The sequence below is a fragment of the Promicromonospora sp. NPDC090134 genome, assembly GCF_044746965.1.
GTDB lineage: Bacteria > Actinomycetota > Actinomycetes > Actinomycetales > Cellulomonadaceae > Promicromonospora.
The window spans coordinates 542,423-561,072 of the sequence record NZ_JBIVCZ010000002.1; the positions used below are offsets into that span (position 1 = coordinate 542,423).

At 73.4% G+C, this 18,650-nt stretch carries 15 protein-coding genes; 2 read left to right on the forward strand and 13 right to left on the reverse strand.

Annotation, left to right across the window (positions count from 1 at the left end; translation table 11 throughout):
• Positions 1 to 169: 169 nt before the first annotated feature.
• From malQ to ACIPN7_RS08785, 3 genes are all read right to left on the reverse strand, one after another.
• Positions 170 to 2,434, reverse strand: a complete 2,265-nt coding sequence (gene malQ / locus ACIPN7_RS08775; RefSeq protein ID WP_400540102.1) for a 4-alpha-glucanotransferase — start codon at positions 2,432 to 2,434, stop codon at positions 170 to 172.
• Positions 2,435 to 2,500: 66 nt separating this feature from the next.
• Positions 2,501 to 3,553: a mechanosensitive ion channel family protein gene (locus tag ACIPN7_RS08780; protein WP_400540104.1), complete on the reverse strand. Its 1,053-nt coding sequence runs from the start codon at positions 3,551 to 3,553 to the stop codon at positions 2,501 to 2,503.
• Positions 3,554 to 3,745: 192 nt separating this feature from the next.
• Positions 3,746 to 3,979 carry a glucose PTS transporter subunit EIIB gene (locus ACIPN7_RS08785; RefSeq protein ID WP_400540106.1) on the reverse strand — a complete coding sequence of 78 codons (234 nt, stop codon included), beginning with the start codon at positions 3,977 to 3,979 and terminating at the stop codon, positions 3,746 to 3,748.
• Positions 3,980 to 4,112: 133 nt separating this feature from the next.
• On the opposite strand from ACIPN7_RS08785, the gene ACIPN7_RS08790 reads away from it, so the two are divergent.
• Both ACIPN7_RS08790 and ACIPN7_RS08795 read left to right on the forward strand, forming a co-directional pair.
• Entirely contained in the window at positions 4,113 to 4,508 is a 396-nt protein-coding gene (locus tag ACIPN7_RS08790; protein ID WP_400540108.1) for a globin, read from the forward strand.
• A gap of 45 nt (positions 4,509 to 4,553) precedes the next feature.
• The gene (locus tag ACIPN7_RS08795; RefSeq protein ID WP_400540110.1) at positions 4,554 to 5,510 is read left to right on the forward strand and encodes an acyl-CoA thioesterase; all 957 of its coding nucleotides are present in this window, start codon (positions 4,554 to 4,556) and stop codon (positions 5,508 to 5,510) included.
• 34 nt (positions 5,511 to 5,544) lie between these two features.
• On the opposite strand, the gene ACIPN7_RS08800 is transcribed toward ACIPN7_RS08795, so the two are convergent.
• The 10 genes from ACIPN7_RS08800 to ACIPN7_RS08845 all read right to left on the reverse strand — a co-directional run bounded on the left by ACIPN7_RS08800 (position 5,545) and on the right by ACIPN7_RS08845 (position 18,553).
• Complete coding sequence (locus ACIPN7_RS08800; RefSeq protein WP_400540112.1) at positions 5,545 to 6,195, reverse strand: hypothetical protein; 651 nt, start codon at positions 6,193 to 6,195, stop codon at positions 5,545 to 5,547.
• Positions 6,196 to 6,268: 73 nt separating this feature from the next.
• A complete protein-coding gene (locus ACIPN7_RS08805; RefSeq protein ID WP_400540114.1) occupies positions 6,269 to 6,769 on the reverse strand; it encodes an acyl-CoA thioesterase in 501 nt (166 codons plus the stop codon).
• 28 nt (positions 6,770 to 6,797) lie between these two features.
• Entirely contained in the window at positions 6,798 to 8,546 is a 1,749-nt protein-coding gene (locus tag ACIPN7_RS08810) for a GTPase (protein ID WP_400540116.1), read from the reverse strand.
• Positions 8,543 to 10,603 carry a dynamin family protein gene (locus ACIPN7_RS08815; protein WP_400540118.1) on the reverse strand — a complete coding sequence of 687 codons (2,061 nt, stop codon included), beginning with the start codon at positions 10,601 to 10,603 and terminating at the stop codon, positions 8,543 to 8,545. The genes ACIPN7_RS08810 and ACIPN7_RS08815 overlap by 4 nt, the downstream gene beginning before the upstream one ends.
• Before the next feature lie 65 nt (positions 10,604 to 10,668).
• Positions 10,669 to 11,529, reverse strand: a complete 861-nt coding sequence (locus ACIPN7_RS08820) for a hypothetical protein (protein ID WP_400540120.1) — start codon at positions 11,527 to 11,529, stop codon at positions 10,669 to 10,671.
• Between the two features lie 147 nt (positions 11,530 to 11,676).
• Complete coding sequence (locus ACIPN7_RS08825; RefSeq protein ID WP_400540122.1) at positions 11,677 to 12,630, reverse strand: phosphotransferase; 954 nt, start codon at positions 12,628 to 12,630, stop codon at positions 11,677 to 11,679.
• Between the two features lie 263 nt (positions 12,631 to 12,893).
• Entirely contained in the window at positions 12,894 to 14,576 is a 1,683-nt protein-coding gene (ettA, locus tag ACIPN7_RS08830; protein WP_400540124.1) for an energy-dependent translational throttle protein EttA, read from the reverse strand.
• 125 nt (positions 14,577 to 14,701) lie between these two features.
• Positions 14,702 to 15,244 carry a single-stranded DNA-binding protein gene (locus ACIPN7_RS08835; RefSeq protein WP_400540126.1) on the reverse strand — a complete coding sequence of 181 codons (543 nt, stop codon included), beginning with the start codon at positions 15,242 to 15,244 and terminating at the stop codon, positions 14,702 to 14,704.
• 52 nt (positions 15,245 to 15,296) lie between these two features.
• Positions 15,297 to 16,877, reverse strand: a complete 1,581-nt coding sequence (locus ACIPN7_RS08840) for a GTP-binding protein (RefSeq protein WP_400540128.1) — start codon at positions 16,875 to 16,877, stop codon at positions 15,297 to 15,299.
• Positions 16,874 to 18,553, reverse strand: a complete 1,680-nt coding sequence (locus tag ACIPN7_RS08845; RefSeq protein ID WP_400540130.1) for a GTPase — start codon at positions 18,551 to 18,553, stop codon at positions 16,874 to 16,876. Before ACIPN7_RS08845 ends, ACIPN7_RS08840 begins: the two co-directional genes overlap by 4 nt.
• Between the last annotated feature and the right edge of the window lie 97 nt (positions 18,554 to 18,650).

Below are 18,650 nucleotides of genomic sequence, written 5' to 3' on the forward strand. Positions count from 1 at the left end.
GCGGCCCCCGCCCCGCCCCCCCCCGCGCCCCCGCCCCCGCCCCCCCCGTAATGGCGGCCAAACCGGGCGGGGGGGGCCCTTCACCGGGGGCCGGGCCCCCCCCCCACGACTGGGTAGAAGCGCACTTCGTTCGTCCAGCGGTGCGCGGACGGCGTCTGGCGGGGCGCGCCTACCTCGTGGGCTCCGGCTCCGGGTTCTCCTCGTTCATCACCGTGACCAGGCTGCGCAGGCGGGCGTTGGTGAACAGGTCCTCCAGGAGCACCACCGTGCCCGCCGAGTCCGCGAGCGGCACCCGCCAGTTCGGGTACTCGGAGTCGGTACCGGGCTGGTTCTGCGTGCGGCGCTCGCCCACGGCGTCGGCCAGGGAGACCCCCACCAGCGCGGACGGCGTGTCCTTGAGGTAGCGGTGCAGGCCCTCGACGAGCTCGCGCTCGGACGGGTCGAACGTCGTCAACCCCCGGCGCGACAGCGCCTCCACGAGCGACTCGCGCTCCTGGCGGGCCCGCGCGCGCAGGAGCGTCGCGTCCTCCGTGAGCAGGCCGAGCCGCTCCCGCAGGTCCACGTGCTCCCCCGCCAGGTACCCGGCGGTGGGCGGCAGGTCGTGGGTGGTCACGGTGGCCAGGGCCGCGCTGCGGTAGGCCTCCGGCTCGACCGGCGCGCCGGCCTCGTCCCGCTCGAACAGCAGCACGGACGTGCCCAGGATGCCGCGCTCCGCGAGGTAGTCGCGGATCCAGGGCTCGAACGTGCCCAGGTCCTCGCCCACGATCGCGACGCCGGCGCGGTGCGCCTCCAGGCACAGGATGCCGATCAGGGCCTCGTGGTCGTACGTGACGTACGCGCCCGCCGACGCACGCGCCCCGCCCGGGATCCACCACAGGCGGAACAGCCCGAGAATGTGGTCCACCCGCAGGCCGCCGCAGTGGCGCAGCACGGTGCGCAGCATCTCGCGGTACGGCGCGTAGCCCACCTTGGCGAGCGCCCGCGGGTTCCACGGGGGCTGGGACCAGTTCTGGCCCTGCTGGTTGTACATGTCCGGCGGTGCGCCCACGGACACCCCGCGGGCGAGGACGGCGGCATCCGCCCAGGCGTCGGCGCCGTCCGGGGACGAGCCGACGGCGAGGTCCTTGAACACGCCCAGCCGCATGCCGGCGTCGAGGCCGGCGCGGTGGGCCGCACGAAGCTGCTCGTCGGCCACCCACTGCAGCCAGCAGTAGAACTGGACCCGGTCGGACAGGGCGTTGCGCAGGGTCTGCACGCCGGACGAGCCGGGGTCGGAGAGCTCCGCCGGCCAGTCCCGGCCGTCCAGGTGCTCCTTGATGGCGCACCAGGTGGCGAAGTCGACCAGACCGCGCCCCTGGGCCAGCACGAACTCGTCGAACGCCGTCTGCCGGGCCGCCGACCGTGGCGCCGTGTAGACGACCTCGAGCGCGGCCTTCTTGGCCTCCCAGACGGCGTCCCGGTCGATCGGCCCGGAGTCCTCGGACAGCTCCCGGACGGGCTCCGCGGCCCACTCCACGAGCGACCGGTCGGCGGCGGAGAGATACGCCGTCTCACGAATGTCCTCGACGCGGATGTACAGGGGCGACATGAACCGCCGCGAGGTCGGCAGGTACGGGCTGGGGGTCACCGGCAGCACGGGCTCGGTCGCGTGCAGCGGGTTGATCGCGACGAAGTCGGCCCCGCCGTTGTGTGCCGTCTGCCAGGCGAGGTCGCCCAGGTCGGCGAGGTCACCCATCCCCCAGGAGTCCCGGGACCGCACCGAGTAGAGCTGGACCATGAAGCCCCAGGCCTGCTTGCGGGCGATCTGCTCGCGCAGCTCCAGCCGCGCGGGCGTCACCACGAGCGAGGCCTGCGCCGTCTGCCCGCCCGACTCCGCGTGCAGCGTGTGCCAGCCCAGCGGCAGGGTGTCCGGGAGCGTGAACGTGGCGCGGCCGACCTTGCGGCTGTCCACGGTGCGCGGCTCGGCGTAGACGTCGGCCTGGCGCAGCTGCACCCGGGTGCCCCGCACGGTGGCGAACGAGCCGGTCGCCGTCGTGGCGCCGGGCGCCGTCACCCGCCAGGGCGTGGCGCTCGCCGGGACGACGGGCGTCTCGGCCTGCTCGAGCTCGACCCACGCGGTCACGTCCGCGCCGTCGGCGACGTGCACCGGGACCTGTACCTCGGTGCCCTCGCGCGTGACGACCGTGGGCGGCAGCATGGCGCGCCACTCGTCGTCGCGGGCGCGGTCGAGGCTGGCGGTGACGGCGCCGGGGGTCGCCGCCGGGACCCCGAGCGCCTCCAGTACCGCGACGAGCGTCGAGGGGCTGACCTGCTGCACGCGGCCGTCGTGGTCGGTGTACTCGCACTGCACGCCGTGGGCGGTCGCCAGCTCGGCCAGCTCCTGGCGCACGGTGGAGCCGTCTCCGGGGGACCCGGGCTTCGGTTCGTCGGTCACAAGGAAAGATCCTGCCATCTACCGACCCGTACCGGGCGTAACCCGGCCCGAAAAACCGGCTGGACGTCAGCTGACGCCGGGGGTGTCCCCCGTGACGCCCTCGTCGAACAGGGCGGGCGCCGAGCGCGCGACGATCCCCGCGTCCAGCAGGGCGGCGTGCGCGGCCACGCGCAGCGACCGGGCGACGGCCCACTGCTGTGCCGGGCGCACCTGGGCGTGCAGCGTGAAGGTCAGGCCGCCCTGGTCCACCTCGTCGACGCCGCGCACCGACGGGGTCTCCAGGAGGCTGTCGGCCAGCTCGGGGTCGTTCTTGACGCGGTCGACGGCGCGGCCGAGCGCCGCGCGCACGGCGTCGATGTCGGCCCCCAGCGGGACCTGCACCGGGGCGACGGCGCGGCTCCACTCCTGGGTGCGGTTGCCCGCGCGCACGATCTCGCCGTTACGGACGTACCAGAGGGTGCCGTCGAACGCCCGGACCTGGGTCAGCCGCAGGCCCATGGCCTCGACCGTGCCGACCACGCCGGCGCCGAGGTCCACGTTGTCGCCCACGCCGAACTGGTCCTCGATGAGCAGGAAGACGCCCGAGATGAAGTCCTTGACGAGGCTCTGGGCGCCGAAACCGATGGCGACGCCCGCCACACCGGCGCCGGCGAGCAGCGGGGCGATCTTGACGTCCAGCGTCTGCAGGATCCAGAGCGCCATGACGGTGCCGATCACGATGTTGATCGTGGAGTTGAGCACGGACCCGACGGTCCGCGCGCGCTGCGCACGGCGCTCGGCCGCGCGCGGGTTGACCGCCCCGAAGACGTCGGCCAGCGCCTGCGGCGTCATCAGCACGTTCTTCTTGCGCTGGCTCTTGGTGGCTGCCGCCGACCCGGGTGTGGTGACCGGGATGGCGCCCGTCGTGGTGCCCACCGGCGGCGCGGCCGTCTCGACCACGGCACGCGGCTTCTGGCCGATCGCGATGCGCTCGGTGAGGGCGGTCACGACACGGCGCATCACGCCGATCGCGACCATGCCGATCACCAGGATCAGGATGATCGTGAGGGGCTTGTCGAGGAACCAGGACCAGAAATCCTCGGCGCTGTCGAACACGGAGGCAGCAAGAGACTCGAACACGGCCCCCAACCTACTCGGGTCGAACCGGAGGACCGGTACATCTCCGACCGGGTCCGAGGGACCACTGCGCGACCTTCACAGCCCGTTCGCGCCGCGGTTCCACGCCGCGGCACGATCGTGAAGCAGGTCACGGGCCCGGGAGCTCGTCCCGGGCCCGCGCACGTCACTCTCTACGGGTTCACGCCCTCGTGATCACACCCTGAGCGTGTCGAGCTCGGCCGCGAGGTTGTCCGCCTCGGGGCCCACGATCACCTGCACCACTCTTCCGGACCGCACCACGCCGAACGCTCCCGACGACTTCAGTCCGGGCTCGTCCACGAGGGCCGGGTCGCTCACCTCGACCCGTAGCCGGGTGATGCACGGTTCCAGCTCGACGACGTTCGAGGTTCCCCCGAGTGCCGCAAGAATCTGGTCAGCCTTGGTCATGTCTCAACTCCCACCGTGCGTCGCTGCAGGTTTGTCCCCACCCTATCTGTGCTGGCAAGCCCTTCGCCCGGGCAATTGTCGACTTGCTCACACGAGACCGAGTTTCACCGGACCGTCATAGGCGGGTGGCAGGATGACTGGCGTGACACAGGAACCTTCCTTCTTCGAGGCCGTCGGCGGCCACGACACGTTCGTGCGCCTCGTCGACGCGTTCTACGACGGCGTCGCGGACGACCCGGTGCTGCGCCCCATGTACCCCGAGGAGGACCTGGGGCCGGCCAAGGAGCGCCTGACGCTGTTCCTCGAGCAGTACTGGGGCGGACCCGGCACCTACTCCGCGCAGCGCGGGCACCCGCGCCTGCGGATGCGGCACGCGCCGTTCAAGGTGAACCCGGACGCCCGCGACCGCTGGCTCGCGCACATGCGGACCGCCGTCGACTCGCTCGGCCTGGCCCCGATCCACGAGTCGCAGCTGTGGGACTACCTGGAGCGCGCTGCCTTCAGCATGATCAACACGTTCGAAGACTGACCCGCTCGAAGACTGACCCAGAAGAACCGAAGGAGACGCCCGCCCGTGGACGCCACCCCTGACCTGATCGCCGGCGACGCCACGTCGGACCACACGCCCGACGCGCTCGACCGCCTGCTCCAGGTGCTCGACCTGCGGCACCTCGAGGGTTGGGGGCCGCGCGGCGAGGAGGACGTGCTGCGCGGGAACAGCATGCCCGCCCTGGCGAACCGCGCCTACGGCGGTCAGGTGCTCGCGCAGGCGATCCTGGCGGCGGACCGGACGGTGCCCGACGGCCGCCAGATCCACTCCCTGCACGGCTACTTCCTGCGGGAGGGGCGGGTCGAGGAGCCCATCGACTTCGCGGTGGAGCGCCTGCGCGACGGGCGCTCGTTCAGCGCGCGCCGCACCCACGCGATCCAGTTCGGCAAGCCGATCCTGTCCATGATCGCCTCCTTCCAGGAGGACCAGCCCGGCTACGACCACTCGATGCCGATGCCCGACGGCGTCCCCGCGCCCGACGACGTCGGATCCGCCTTCGACGAGCTCGGGTCCCTGCCGGACGGCCCCGACGTCCGCGCCCAGTTCTGGGCGGACTCGCCGTTCGAGCTGCGGCACGTGGGCGGGTCGCTGTACCTGCACCCGGACGCCGCGGTGGCCCACGGCGGCACGCCGCCCGCCACGCAGCTCGTCTGGATGCGCACGCGCCGGCCGCTGGGCATCAAGGACCAGTCGATGCACCGCGCCCTGCTGGCCTACGCGTGCGACCAGCTCATGCTGGAGCCCGCCATGCGCGCCGCGGGCAAGTCCTGGCAGGACGTCGCCGCCACGGTGCCGATGGCCAGCCTCGACCACGGCATGTGGTGGCACCGCGACGTCCAGGTGGACGAGTGGATGCTGTTCGTGCAGTCCTCGCCCACGGCCCAGGGCGGCCGCGCCCTGGGCACCGCGAAGGTCTACACGCAGGACGGCGTCCTCGTGGCCTCGGCGGGCCAGGAGGGCATGATCCGGCTGCCGGCCTGACCCGCGCCGCCCGGTACGCCGCCGGACTGATCCGCTACGCCCCGAGCTCCGCGAGCCGGTCGCGGGCCGCCTGCTCCGCCAGGCGTACGGTCGCGACCTCGTGCGGCGACGCGGCGACGTCCACCCGCTGCTCCAGCGCGCGCACGAACAGGGCCAGCGCCTCCCCGAGGTAGGGGCGGGCCTGGTCGGCGTGCACCTCCAGCGCCTGGTCGTAGCGGCACCGGCCCCAGTCCTGCAGGGCGAAGAACTCCAGCCGGCGCGCGTGCTCGATGCTCGCGGCGTGCTCCCCGTAGTAGAGCGCGGCCTCCAGGGCGAGCCCGAACAGCAGGTCGGCCTCCGCGAACCGGTGCCGCCACTGGAGCACGTGGCCCAGCCGCAGCAGGGGCGACACCGCGGCGAGGGGCACGTCGGCGGCGTGCGAGTGCGCGGCCGCGGCGTCGTCCCCCGGACCGCCCGCCAGGCTGACGGCGAGCCACCCGAGGCGTTCCGCCTCGGCCAGCTCGGTGTCGGGGTCGTCGCTCTCCGGGGCGAGCGCCCGGGTCAGCGGCACGCGGACGGCGAGCGTCGCCGGCTCGTCGCGGGCCGGACCCCCGGCGAGCTCGGCGAGATACGCCCGGGCGGCCGGGACGTCGTCGAACACCTCGTGCAGGGTGACCGGGTCAAGGTAGTGCTGGGGCAGATCCACTGTTCCTCCGTGGCCGAAACCAAGGGGGATGAATCTAGCAATTCGGACACACTGAGGACCACTCAGCGGCCGATCAGCCGCGGTGGCGGAACGTGATCGGCTCCTCCTGGAACTCCTTCCACGCCAGGCGCTCCCCCTCGGTGAGGCGGCGCGGCCGGTCCGTGGCGGCGTCGACGAACACGAGCGTGGTGGTCGCGCGGGCGTAGGGCTTGCCGCCCGACGTCGGGCCGGTCTTGACCATGCTCGCCGTGCCGTCGTGCACCTCGTAGCAGACCTCCGCGCTCGCCCCACCGATCCGGCCGAGCCACATCTCCACGCGCACCGGCGTGCGGGTGAACAGCAGCGGGCGCAGGTACTCGATGCGCTGGCCGGCCACGAGCGTGTGGGAGTCGGCGTCGGGGCCGGTCGGCACCACGGCCGTGGGCCAGGCCTCGCCCTCGGGCGCCTCGGGGTGCTGCCAGAAGGCCGTGATCCGGGCGTCCTCCAGCAGGCGGAACATCGCCACGTTGTTGACGTGGGCGTAGGCGTCCAGGTCGGACCAGCGCAGCGTGACGGGGACGTGCAGGCGTGTCATGGTCCCTATCCTCTCCCGGCGGCAGACCTCAGCTCGCCGCGACCGTCGCCGCCGTCCGGCAGCTCGCGAGCCGGGCCAGCTCCTCCCCCACGGGCTCCCGCACCAGCCGGTCGGCCACCTTGCCCACCGACTGCCGCAGCCTCCGGCGCGCCAGGTTCGCCCGGCGCCGGGCGCCCAGGGCGCCGAAGATCCGGCACACCAGGGCGAGCAGCAGGCCGAGCACCACCGAGCCGAGCACCATGAGCGTGGGCCACGGGATGGTGAACGGGTCCACGCCGAGCCCCTCGCCCGAGCCGGACCCGGGCGTCCCCGGGAACACGACGCCGTCGCCCGACCAGGTCGGCAGCGACAGCACGGGCGTGGGCAACGGCGGAAGCTGCAGGTACGCGAACCCGAACAGCACGAACAGCCACAGCAGGCCCGCCGCGAGCACGGCGACCAGGAGCCACTGCACCACGTTGACCAGCGACCACCACACCGGGCGGCGCTGCGCCTCGACGCGGGTCGCGGCGACCGCCTGGTCCAGGGCGTCGGGCAGCGTGTCGATCCCCGCCTGCCCGCGCGAGCGCGCCGCCAGCACCCAGGGGTCGGCCACGCCGCGCGTCACCTCCTCGACATAGCGCCGCACGGCCGAGGCCGCGGTGGAGCGCACGGCGGGCCGCGCCGTCGGCAGCGACGTGCGCACCAGGTCCTCGCGGCCCGACGGCGCCCGCTGCTCCCGGTCCGCCGTCCGCAGCCCGAGCCGCCGCAGCGGGTCCCTGCGCAGCCGGCCGATCCAGCGGGTCAGGGGCCAGCCGGTCGCCGACCGGGCGTCCCGGCGCGCGGAGACGCGGACGGCGTCGACCACCGTGGGCACGCCCGCGGCGTCCTCCAGGGCGGCCACCAGGTCGCCCGTGGCCTGGCTCCCGGCGCGCGACGGCGGCGGCGTGCCGCACTCGTCGACGATCCGCTGGGCCACCACCCGCTCGTCGGCGGCGAGCCGGGCCGTCGCGGCCTCCCGCCGCGCGGCCGCCTTCGCCAGCAGGCCGCGCAGGTCGTCGATGCCCTGCCCGGTCTTCGCGGACACCGCCAGCACCCGCGCGCCGTCCAGGCCGTCCTCGGCCACGAGCCGCCTCAGGTCGGCGAGCATCGCGGACGTCTCCTCCGCCGTCAGCCGGTCGGCCTGGTTGAGCGCGACGACCACCACCTCGGCCCGCCCCGCGAGCGGGCGCAGGAAGCCCTCGTGCAGCGCGGCGTCCGCGTACTTCTGCGGGTCCACCACCCAGACCAGCAGGTCGGCGCGCTGCACCAGGCGCTCCGCGCGCATCCGGTGCTCGGTCACGATCGAGTCGTGGTCGGGCAGGTCCAGCAGCACCAGCCCGGTCGTGTCCCCCGCGGGGGTCCGACGGCGGAACGGCCCGCGGCCGGCCGGCTCGTCCGGCGCCGGCTCGGCCGCCTCGGGCCCCACATGGTGCCGGCGGCCCACCTCCAGCCAGTCCAGCAGCGGGTCCGCGCCGTCGCCCCAGACGGCGGCCATCGGGTGCGACGTCGTCGGACGGCGCACGCCGGGCTGCGCGATCGCGGCACCGGCCACCGCGTTCAGCACCGACGACTTGCCCGAGCCGGTGGCGCCGGCCAGCGCCACCACGGTGTGCTCCGCGGACAGGCCGCCCCGCTCGCGCGCCCGGGTCACGACGGCGCGCGCCTCGTCCAGCAGCGCGGGCTCGATGCGGCCGTCCGCAGCCTGGACCGTGGTGTCGAGGGCCGTGGTGCGGTCGGCCAGGCCGAGCCGGCTCACCGGTCGCCGTCCCCGAACAGGCGCTTCCAGAAGCCCTTGCGGGCCGGCTCCTCGGAGAGGTCGCCCCGGCCGTCCGCCGCACCCGTGCCGCCGGCCGGCGAGCGGACACCGCGCAGCCCGCGGCTCTCGGTCAGGTCCACGACGGATGCCGCCGCGGGTGCCGCGTCCGTCTCGCGGGCCCGCGACCGCCGTTCCGCCGAGGCGGCCGACGCGACGGCGTCGGCCGCCGTGCGCAGGGCGGAACCGCCCGCCTCCGCGGAGCCGAGCGCGTCGAGCTGCGCGGTGTAGCGGGCGGCCTGCCCGTCCATGACGGCCTGGATGCGGGCCCGCAGGCGGTCGCGGGCCTGCACGGCGAGCCGGCGCACGGCGTCCTCCCCGAACACGGCCTCCAGCAGCCGCTGCGCCAGCACCGCCGAACCGCCCGCGATGCCCACCTCGATGCCGGTGAGCCCACCCGTGGAGGCGAACACGAAGATCATCAGCGCCACGCCGAGGCCGTTCACGCCGAACGAGAGCGCGCGGGCCTTGCCGCGCTTGGACTCGCCCTGCTCGCGCACGAGCCCCAGGACGTCGCCCTGCCAGCCCCGGATCTGCTCGCCCACCTCGGCGCGCAGCGCGGCCGGCGTCCGCGACAGCTCCAGGCCCTCCAACAGCGCCGTGCCCGCGGCGTCGCCCCGCCAGCCCTGGTAGGACCGCTCGGCGGCCTCCTCTGCGGCGTCCAGCACCACCGACTCCAGCCCGTGGGCGATCGCCTTCTCGACCTGGGGAGCCTCCTTGGGCTTGCCGCGGAAGAACGTGCTCACCGCGTCCCGGAACCGCCCGATGCCCTCCTCCACGGCGCGGAAGAACTCGCCCGTGCCCACGAAGTCCTGCCAGCGGGCCAGCACCTCACCACGCAGCAGGGCGCCGTCCGACGTCGCCGCGGCGACGTGCGCCACCGCGTCCGCGTAGGCGCGGTCCACCACGTGCCGCAGCCGTGCGTCGGCGGCCCGCTGCTCGTCGGCGGCGTCGGCCAGCTCGCCCGCCCGCCCCACGAGGGAGTCCACCACACCGTCGCGGGTCGCGGCGATGACCCGGCGGCGCGCGTCGGCGTCGCCGCCCAGCCCGGTGAGCCAGCGCGAGACCTCGCCGACGGCGTCCTCGGGCAGCATGCCGTCGTCGGACAGCCCGTCCTCGGGGATGACGAACAGCGGGCTGCCGGTCAGCCCGTGCTCGACCATCATGTCCCGCAGGTCGTCGGCCGTGGCCTCCGCGCCCGGGTCCACCCGGTCCAGCACCATCGCGACCTGCGCCTTGCGCGCGGCGGCCTGGTTCAGCAGGTCCCACGGCACCGCGTCGGCGTAGCGCGCCGACGTCGTGACGAAGAGCCACAGGTCGGCCGCGCCGAGGAGCTGCGCGGCGAGCTCGCGGTTGGCGGTGTCGACCGAGTCGATGTCCGGCGCGTCCAGCAGCGCCAGGCCCTTGGGCAGCGAGTCGCTGGACACGAGGCGCAGGGTGCGGGAGGGGTCGTGCGGCGTCCCGTTGCCCTGCTCCGCGACGGCGGGACCCACCGTCGACCTGGTCGGTGTCCCCGCGCCCGACGTCGTCACCCGCGCCAGGCCCGGCAGCACCCGGTCCGTGGAGAACCAGCGCGCGTCCAGCGGATGGTGCACCAGGACGGGCGCCTTGGTGGTGGGCCGCAGCACGCCCGGCTGCGTGACCCGCTCGCCCAGCACCGAGTTCACGAGCGTCGACTTGCCCGCGCCCGTGGACCCGCCGACCACGACGAGCAGCGGCGCCTTCTGCGCCCGCAGCCGCGGCAGCAGGTAGTCGTCGAGCTGGTCCGTGGACCGGCGCAGCTCCGTACGAGCGGCCTCGGCGCCCGTGGTCTCCAGCGGCAGGCGCAGGGCGCCGAGCCGGGCCCGGAGCACCTCCAGCGCGCCGGTCAGGCCGGACTCGTCGTCAAGGCCCGTGGACGGCGCAGGAGCGGACTCCGTGGGCAGCCCGGCGGTCTGCCAGGGGCTCACACCCGCGTTCGGTCCGCCGGGCACCGCGCCGTCGTCGGGCTTCTCGGTCATGGCGCTCAGTCTGCCGCAGCGGCGCAGGTCAGGCGCGCCCGTGGCGTGGCAACCGGGTGAAGACGTCAGCCGCCGAGCCGCGAGCGCAGCCAGTCGAGGGCGGCGTGGGCCACCTCGCGCTGCACGGCGCGGCCGTGCGGTGCGCCCGGCTCCGGCGGCCGCATCGACTCGAGCACCAGCGCACCGGCGACCACGGTCACGGCGCAGGTCAGTGCCTCGGGGTCGACGTCGGGCAGGGGGTGCCGGTCGAGCACCACCCCGGGCGGCGGAGCGCCGTCGACCCGCAAGTAGGGCAGCAGCAGCACGACGTCGAGGAAGGACGCGCCGTGGGACGGCATGAACCAGTCGACGGCGTGCGCGCTCGTCGCGTCCCAGCCGTGGTCGGTGATCAGGATCGACTCCCGGCGCAGTGCGCCGTGCACCAGGTTCTTGCCGGACATCGCCTCGCCGGCGTAGCGGGCGATGTCCGCGAGGTGGTCGACCTTGTCGAGGAGCCATGGCGTGAAGGCCGACAGGCCGGCGGGCCGCATCGCGGCGATGGTGGCCCAGGCACCCACATCGATCAGGTCGAGCGCGTCGGGCAGGTCCGGGGGCGCCTCGGTCGAGCCGATCTGGATGGCGAGCTCGACCGCCGCGGCGAGGTCGGCGTCGTCCCACGGGTCGCGCGGCGGGCGGATGGGCTCGTTCCGGTAGCCGAGCACCACCCAGCGGCCCGCACCGGGAAGCTCCTCGTCGACGTACCACTCGCGCTCCAGGCTCGGCACCTCGTCGGGCAGCGTGGCGAGCGAGGCCGCCTCCGCGGCCATGCGGTCCTGGGTCACCGGGGCCTCCGGCCCCACCGCCCGCACGATCGACCGGGCCGACGCCGTCTGCAGCACCTCGAGCGGGGCCAGGTCCGTGCCGCTCAGGGGAGCCGAGCCGATCACGCGTCCCCCCATGGACTCGCTGACTCGAGAACGGACAGACGGGGGTAGATCGGACCAAGCCGGTCGCCGCACAGCGCTCATGGCCGGAGTGTGCCGAACTGCGCTTTCACCCGCAAACCACAGCACGTGTTGCGGGAACGGCGTGGTTCAGAAACCGAGTCTGGTCTGCAGCCACTGCACGGCGGCGCGGGCCAGCCGGTGCTGGTAGGCGCGCAGCTCCGGCATGTCCGTGGGCGGCGTGTCCATCGACGACTTCACGTAATGGCCGGCGAGCACCGCGATCCAGCAGGTCACGGCGTCCCGCTCCGTGCCGGGCGGCAGCCCGTAGCGGCGCAGCGTGGCCTCCGGCGGCGGGCCGTCGTTGGCGCGGACGTGCAGCAGCATCGAGACCAGGTCGAGGTACGGCGCCCCGACGCTGCCCCGGATCCAGTCCGTGACCAACGGCTTCTCGCCCAGGCGGGCGGGCAGCATCACGTTCTGCACCCGCAGGGTGCCGTGCTGCAGGCTCGTGCCGGCGATCGCGTCGGGAGCGTGCGCCACGATCTCCGCGAGGCCCTCCAGCCGGTTGGCGAGCCACGGCGAGTGCTGGGCGAGCCCGGCGGGGCGCTTGTCCGCGAGGTACTCCCACGAGTCCGTGGGGAACACCTTCTCCTCGGGCAGGAACATCGGGTCGCCCGGCGCCTCGATCTCGCCGATCCCCCGGACCACCTTGACCATGGTGGCGATGTCCTCGTCGGGCCAGGAGGGGTCGATCGGGCGCACGTTTGACTTCATCGCGTAGCCGACGGCGACCCACGTGCCGAGGTTCGGCAGCACGTCGTCGAGGGACCAGAGGAGCTCCGGGTGCGGCGCCGCGGCGGGCAGCAGCGGCGAGAGCGCGATCTCCTGCCGCAGGAAGTTCAGCGGTCCCGGCTGCTCCGTGCCGATGGCCTTGACGAAGACATGGCCCTTCGTCGTCTGCACCTGGAAGCGCGCGCCAGGGAGGATCCCGGAGTCGTCCGGCTGCCTGGCGGCGATCACACGGGCGCCGAGCAGATCGGTGATGCGGTCTCGCAGCAGGGGCGGAAGCTCTCGCCATCCGGGCCGTAGGGCAGGGCTCACTGCGGCATCTTGTCGAAGATGCCTACTGACAGCAAGGAACATATGCCAAATTCGCCCGTTATGCGGGCGAGGCAGATCACCTTTGAGGCCCGGGTTTCTTCGCTTTGAGCGGGCTCAAAGCGAAGAAACCCGGGCCTCAATGGGATGTGGCAGGCGCCAGGCCCGTGCCGCGTCGTCAGTCGCAGTGCTTGTATCGCGACTTCCTCGGGACCGGCGGGGTGGGCGGCCTCGTACCTCGGTCGCCCACCCCGCCGGCCGCGTTCTCAGTCGCGGGTCAGCTTGCGGTACGTGACCCGGTGCGGGCGCGCGGCGTCCGCGCCCAGGCGCTCGACCTTGTTGGCCTCGTACGACTCGAAGTTGCCCTCGAACCAGTACCAGTTCGCCGGGTTCTCCTCGGTGCCCTCGTAGGCCAGGATGTGCGTGGCCACCCGGTCGAGGAACCACCGGTCGTGAGAGACCACGACGGCGCAGCCGGGGAACTCCAGCAGGGCGTTCTCCAGCGAGCCGAGGGTCTCGACGTCGAGGTCGTTGGTGGGCTCGTCGAGCAGCAGCAGGTTGCCGCCCTGCTTGAGCGTGAGGGCCAGGTTGAGGCGGTTGCGCTCACCACCGGACAGCACGCCCGCGGGCTTCTGCTGGTCCGGGCCCTTGAACCCGAACGAGGCCACGTAGGCCCGCGACGGGATCTCCACGTTGCCGACCTTGATGAAGTCGAGCCCGTCGGACACGACCTCCCAGAGGGTCTTCTTCGGGTCGATGCCGCCGCGCGACTGGTCGACGTAGGAGATCGAGACGGTCTCGCCGACCTTCAGCTCACCGGCGTCGAGCGGCTCCAGGCCCACGATCGTCTTGAACAGCGTGGTCTTACCGACACCGTTCGGGCCGATGACGCCGACGATGCCGTTGCGCGGCAGCGTGAACGACAGGCCGTCGATGAGCGTGCGCCCGTCGAAGCCCTTCTGCAGGTTGTCGGCGTCCAGCACCAGCGATCCCAGGCGCGGGCCGGCGGGGATCTGGATCTCCTCGAAGTCGAGCTTCCTGGTGCGGTCCGCCTCCGCCGCCATCTCCTCGTAGCGGGCCAGGCGAGCCTTCGACTTGGTCTGGCGGCCCTTGGCGTTGGACCGCACCCACTCCAGCTCCTCCTTGAGGCGCTTGGAGAGCTTCGCGTCCTTCTTGCCCTGGACCTCCAGGCGCGCCTGCTTCTTCTCCAGGTACGTCGAGTAGTTGCCCTCGTACGGGTAGAGGCGCCCGCGGTCGATCTCGCAGATCCACTCCGCGACGTGGTCGAGGAAGTACCGGTCGTGGGTCACGGCGAGCACGGCGCCGGCGTAGCCCGCGAGGTGCTGCTCGAGCCACAGCACGGACTCGGCGTCGAGGTGGTTGGTGGGCTCGTCCAGGAGCAGCAGGTCGGGCTTCTGCAGCAGCAGCTTGCACAGCGCGACACGACGGCGCTCACCACCGGAGAGCAGCGTCACGTCGGCGTCCGGCGGCGGGCAGCGCAGCGCGTCCATCGCCTGTTCGAGCTGGGAGTCGAGGTCCCACGCGTCGGCCGCGTCGATGTCCTCCTGCAGCGTGCCCATCTCGGCCAGCAGCGCGTCGAAGTCCGCGTCCGGCTCGGCCATGAGCGCCGAGATCTCGTCGAACCGCGCCTTCTTGGCCAGGATGTCGCCGACGGCCTCCTGGACGTTCCCGAGGACCGTCTTCTCCTCGTTCAGCGGCGGCTCCTGGAGCAGGATGCCCACGGTGTACCCGGGCGAGAGCCGCGCCTCACCGTTCGACGGCGTGTCCAGCCCGGCCATGATCTTGAGGATCGTGGACTTACCGGCGCCGTTCGGGCCGACGACACCGATCTTGGCGCCGGGCAGGAAGTTCAGCGACACGTCATCGAGGATGACCTTGTCGCCGTGCGCCTTGCGCGCCTTGTACATGGAGTAGATGTATTCAGCCACTGCCTGTGTTCCACCGTTCACAGAAGGTACGTCGGATGGGTGCGCTCACACGGAGCGGGTGCCGGGGCGTCCGCACAGGAGATGCCTCCGGCACCCGCGGACCGCTGAGCACGACTGGGACCAGCCTACGCGGTCACGAGCTCCCGCTGCCCGACGCCGGCCCCGTCGCCCTGGTCTTCCTCGTCACCCCCGGGACCCGGCAGGTCGACACCGAACGGGTCGCTCTCGCCCGCCCGCGCCGCGACCAGCCCGGCGTCACCCGGAAGGTCCGTCACGTCGCCGTCGCCGCGGGACCCGGGCACCGGCTCGTGGTGGACGAGCCGCGAGTACTCGACCTTGCCCCGGGTCGCGTCCACGCCGACCCCCGTCGCGGCGATCACCAGGCCGCTCCGGGGCTCGCCCTCCGGGCCCTCCCACTCGTCCATCTCGAGCCGGCCCGTGACGACCACCGGGTCGCCCTTGCGGACCGACCGGACCAGGTTCACCGCCGCCGTCCGCCACGCCTTGACCGTGAACCACAGCGTCGCGCCGTCGGTCCACTCGCCGGCGTCGTTCACGTAGCGCCGCGTGCTCGCCACGCGGAACATGGCGAACGGCTTGCCCTTGCCCGTGTGCAGCACCGGGGAGTTGCCGGCGAAGCCGGAGACCGTCACCGTCACGTCGTTCATGGAGCCCTCCTGGGTTTCCGGACCGGCCCTCGCGGCCGGTCCGTACCCAGCATCAGGCGCGGACGGAGCGCAGGTCGGTCAGTCCGAAGTCACCTGTTGACGAAACCCGGATCTGGCTGCCTGTGGTCGCGTTCTCTTCCACACGAAGCGGTATCGAGGGTCCGTCGTCGCGCGCACTCTGTGCGAGCTCACGCACCGCGCGGTGCTCGTCGAGCAGTCGCTGGGTGGGCACGCCGAGGGTCTGGCGCAGCACCCGCTCGAGCGCGGCGCGGCCCGACGCGATGACGCCCTGCGCCCGGCGCGCGGCGAGCGCACGGCGCATCTGCATCGCCACGAGGAACACCACGAGCGCCGCGAGCGCGGCCACCACGGCGGCGACCCCGAGCACGGTGGTCCAGGTGTCGCCCACGGGCAGGACTCCCGTCGAGGCCAGCACCGTGCAGATCCCGAGCACCACAGCGAGCAGCACCGCCCCGAGCGCCAGGCGGCGGGTGAGCGGCTGCGTCGTCGGGCCGCGGGTGTCCAGGGTGACGCCCTGCAGCGCCGTCGACACGGCGCTCGTGACGTCGCGAGCGCTCGCCACGCTCTCGGCGAGCGAACGCTGCCAGCCCGGCCTGAGCGACTCCCCGGAACCGGTGAGCCAGCGCGAGCGGGACAGCGCGATCGAGTCCGGGTCCGGGTTGCGGAACTCGGGCGAGCCGTAACCGTTGCGCACCGCGGCGCCAACCTGCGCGGCGACGGACTCCAGGCCGGCCGCCCGCGCGAGGGCGTCGATCTCGCGCTCGAGGACGGTGTCGATGTGCCACGGCACCTCTGCCGGGGTCTGGCTCAGCAGCAGCGTCGCGGCGGCGTCCAGCTCGCCCGCGGCGCGGCCGGCCGAGACCGACCGGCGGGCCACCGTCTGCTCCAGCAGCCCGCGCAGGTCGTCGATGCCGATGTCCGTCTTGCTCGACGCCGCGATGACCGGCACGTTGTCCAGGCCGTCGTCGCGCAGCAGGCGCTTCACGTCGTTGACCAGGTTGTCGCGCTGGCCCACGGGCACCGTGTCGATCTGGTTGAGCACCACCACGGTGGACGCCCGCATGCCGGACGAGTCGCGCAGGTAGCCGGTGTGCAGGGCGTCGTCGGCGTACTTCTGCGGGTCCACGACCCAGACCAGCAGGTCGACCAGCGGCAGCACCTTGTCCACGACGTCGCGGTGGGCAGGCGCGACCGAGTCGTGGTCGGGCAGGTCCAGCAGCACGAGGCCGCTCAGGGCGGCCTCGTCGGCCGAGTCGAGCTCGCCGGCCCGGGTGATCCGGCGCTCCCGCTCCACGCCGAGCCAGTCCAGCAGCGTGGCGGCGTCGTCGCTCCACGAGCAGGCGGTGACCTTGGCGGTGGTGGGACGCTTGACGCCGACGTCGGCGAAGGTGAGGCGGGAGATCTTGTTGAACGTGCTCGACTTGCCCGACCCGGTGCCCCCCGCGAGGGCCACGACAGTGTGGTCCACGCCGAGCGCGAGTCGTTCGCGCACCCCGGCCACGGAGCTGGCGACCTTGCCGAAGACCGTGTCGTCGAGGCGAGATCCGGCGATCTGGAGGGCTCTGCCGAGGTCCTCGGTCCGAGCGCCGAGGGTCGCGTCGTGGCTCGTCATGTCAGCCTCCTGAGCTCGGCCAGCCGCACGCGGAGCGGAGCGGCCGCGTCGTCGGCTAGCGCGGGGACGTCAAGGGCACTCTGGACAGAACGGGCCTCTTCCGCAACCGCTAGCGCGACCTGGTCGGCAAGTTCGCCCTGGAGCTCCTCGATCGAGTCCCCCGCGCTCTCGCCGAGCACGCGGTCGACGAGCGCCATCGAGTCCTCGTTGCCGAGCGCGGTGGCCTGGAGGAGCGTCGCGAGCCCGGCGTCGCCGAACGCCTTGCGGGCGCCCGTGGCGCGGGCCACCGCCTCGGCGTCGGACGTCGCGGGGTCGGCGTCCGCCATGCGGCCGACCACGTCGTCGGCCAGGCGGGACCAGGCCGCGGCCGCCTTCTGGCCCCAGGCGAGGCGTTCCTTGGCGCGGCTCGACGCGGACGGGAGGATCGTCTCGCCGGCGGGCGGCGCTCCGGGGCCGGCCAGGGCGCCGCGCAGGCTCTCCTCGGTGCGCACGCCGGCGGCCACGAACGCGCGGGTCGCGGTGGCCTCGACCTCCTCGCGCAGCCGGAGCAGGGCCGTCTCGCGGGCCTTCCCCGCGCGCTTGGTGGTCCGCGCGATGCCGTCGCGGACCGTGACCCGGGAGATGTGGTCGGTGCTGGCGATCTCGGCGAACCGTGCGGCGACCGTGCCTTCACCGGACGTCCCCGACAGGACGGCGGTGCGCGCGGCGAGCTGCGCATCCGGGACCACGGCCTGGACGGTGTTGCGCAGGTCGAACGCGGCGGTGCCCTGCTGCTCCACCGCGGTCACGAGCCCCGTCACCCAGTCCGGGAGGGCACCGATCGCGCCCTTGAGGGTGCGCAGGATGACCGTGCGCGAGCGCTCGGGACCGGCCATCAGGTTGAGCCAGCGCTGGATGGGCGCCACCAGCTTGGGGTCGAGCAGCCCCTCGTGCGGTCCGACGTCGGGCACGATGAACAGCGGGACGTCCTTCATCCCGCGTTCCTTCATGCGGGAGTTGAGGTCGGTACGGATCGTCGTCAGGTTCTCCTTGGGCACCCGGTTGAGCACCATGGCCACGCTCGCGCCGCGCTCCTTGGCGCGGTCGAGCGCCTGCCACGGGAGCGCGTCGCCGTAGCGGGCGGCCGTGGTGACGAAGAGCCAGAGGTCGGCCGCCTCCAGCAGCTGGTGGGCCGTGGAGCGGTTCTCCTTGAGGAGCGAGTCGAGGTCGGGCGCGTCCATCAGCGCGGTGCCGCGCGGCACGCCCTCGTGCTTGACCAGCCGGGCGAGCTCCGTGACAGGGCCCGCGGTGAGCGTGTCGACGTCCCGGGGGTGCACGCCCACGACGGGCTCGCGGGTGGTGGGCCGCAGCACCCCGGCCTCGGACACCTCCTCGCCCAGGAGGCTGTTGAAGAGCGTGGACTTGCCGGCTCCCGTGGAGCCCGCGAGCACCACGACGGCGGGGCTGGAGAGCTCGGCGAGGCGCGGCAGCAGGTGCTCGTCGAGCTGGGCCAGGAGGCGTTCCCGGGACGCCTCGGCCTCCTCGGCGCCGTCGACGGGCAGGGGCAGGGTGGCCGCGGCGACGTCACGGCGCAGGTCCTGCACGACGTCGTGCACCGTGAAGCCGAGCTGCTCCGCAACGTTCGGGTCCACACCACCCCGACGGCCGAGCACTGCGGAGCGTGTTCCTGGAGTCACGGCTTCATCCTGATTGGTCAAGATCGTTCTGCCAAGCCGTAGCGGCTGGTGGGTATGCAGAAACAGAGGTTTTGTGCAGGCCGTCGGAGTGAGTCTC

Bases quoted from the DNA above. Each gene is read 5' to 3' on its own strand.
- ACIPN7_RS08785 (WP_400540106.1), bottom strand. From the start codon at position 3,979: ATGACCAAGGCTGACCAGATTCTTGCGGCACTCGGGGGAACCTCGAAC.
- ACIPN7_RS08790 (WP_400540108.1), top strand. From the start codon at position 4,113: ATGACTGGCGTGACACAGGAACCTTCCTTCTTCGAGGCCGTCGGCGGC.
- ACIPN7_RS08805 (WP_400540114.1), bottom strand. From the start codon at position 6,769: ATGACACGCCTGCACGTCCCCGTCACGCTGCGCTGGTCCGACCTGGAC.
- ACIPN7_RS08815 (WP_400540118.1), bottom strand. From the start codon at position 10,603: ATGACCGAGAAGCCCGACGACGGCGCGGTGCCCGGCGGACCGAACGCG.
- ACIPN7_RS08835 (WP_400540126.1), bottom strand. From the start codon at position 15,244: ATGAACGACGTGACGGTGACGGTCTCCGGCTTCGCCGGCAACTCCCCG.
- ACIPN7_RS08840 (WP_400540128.1), bottom strand. From the start codon at position 16,877: ATGACGAGCCACGACGCGACCCTCGGCGCTCGGACCGAGGACCTCGGC.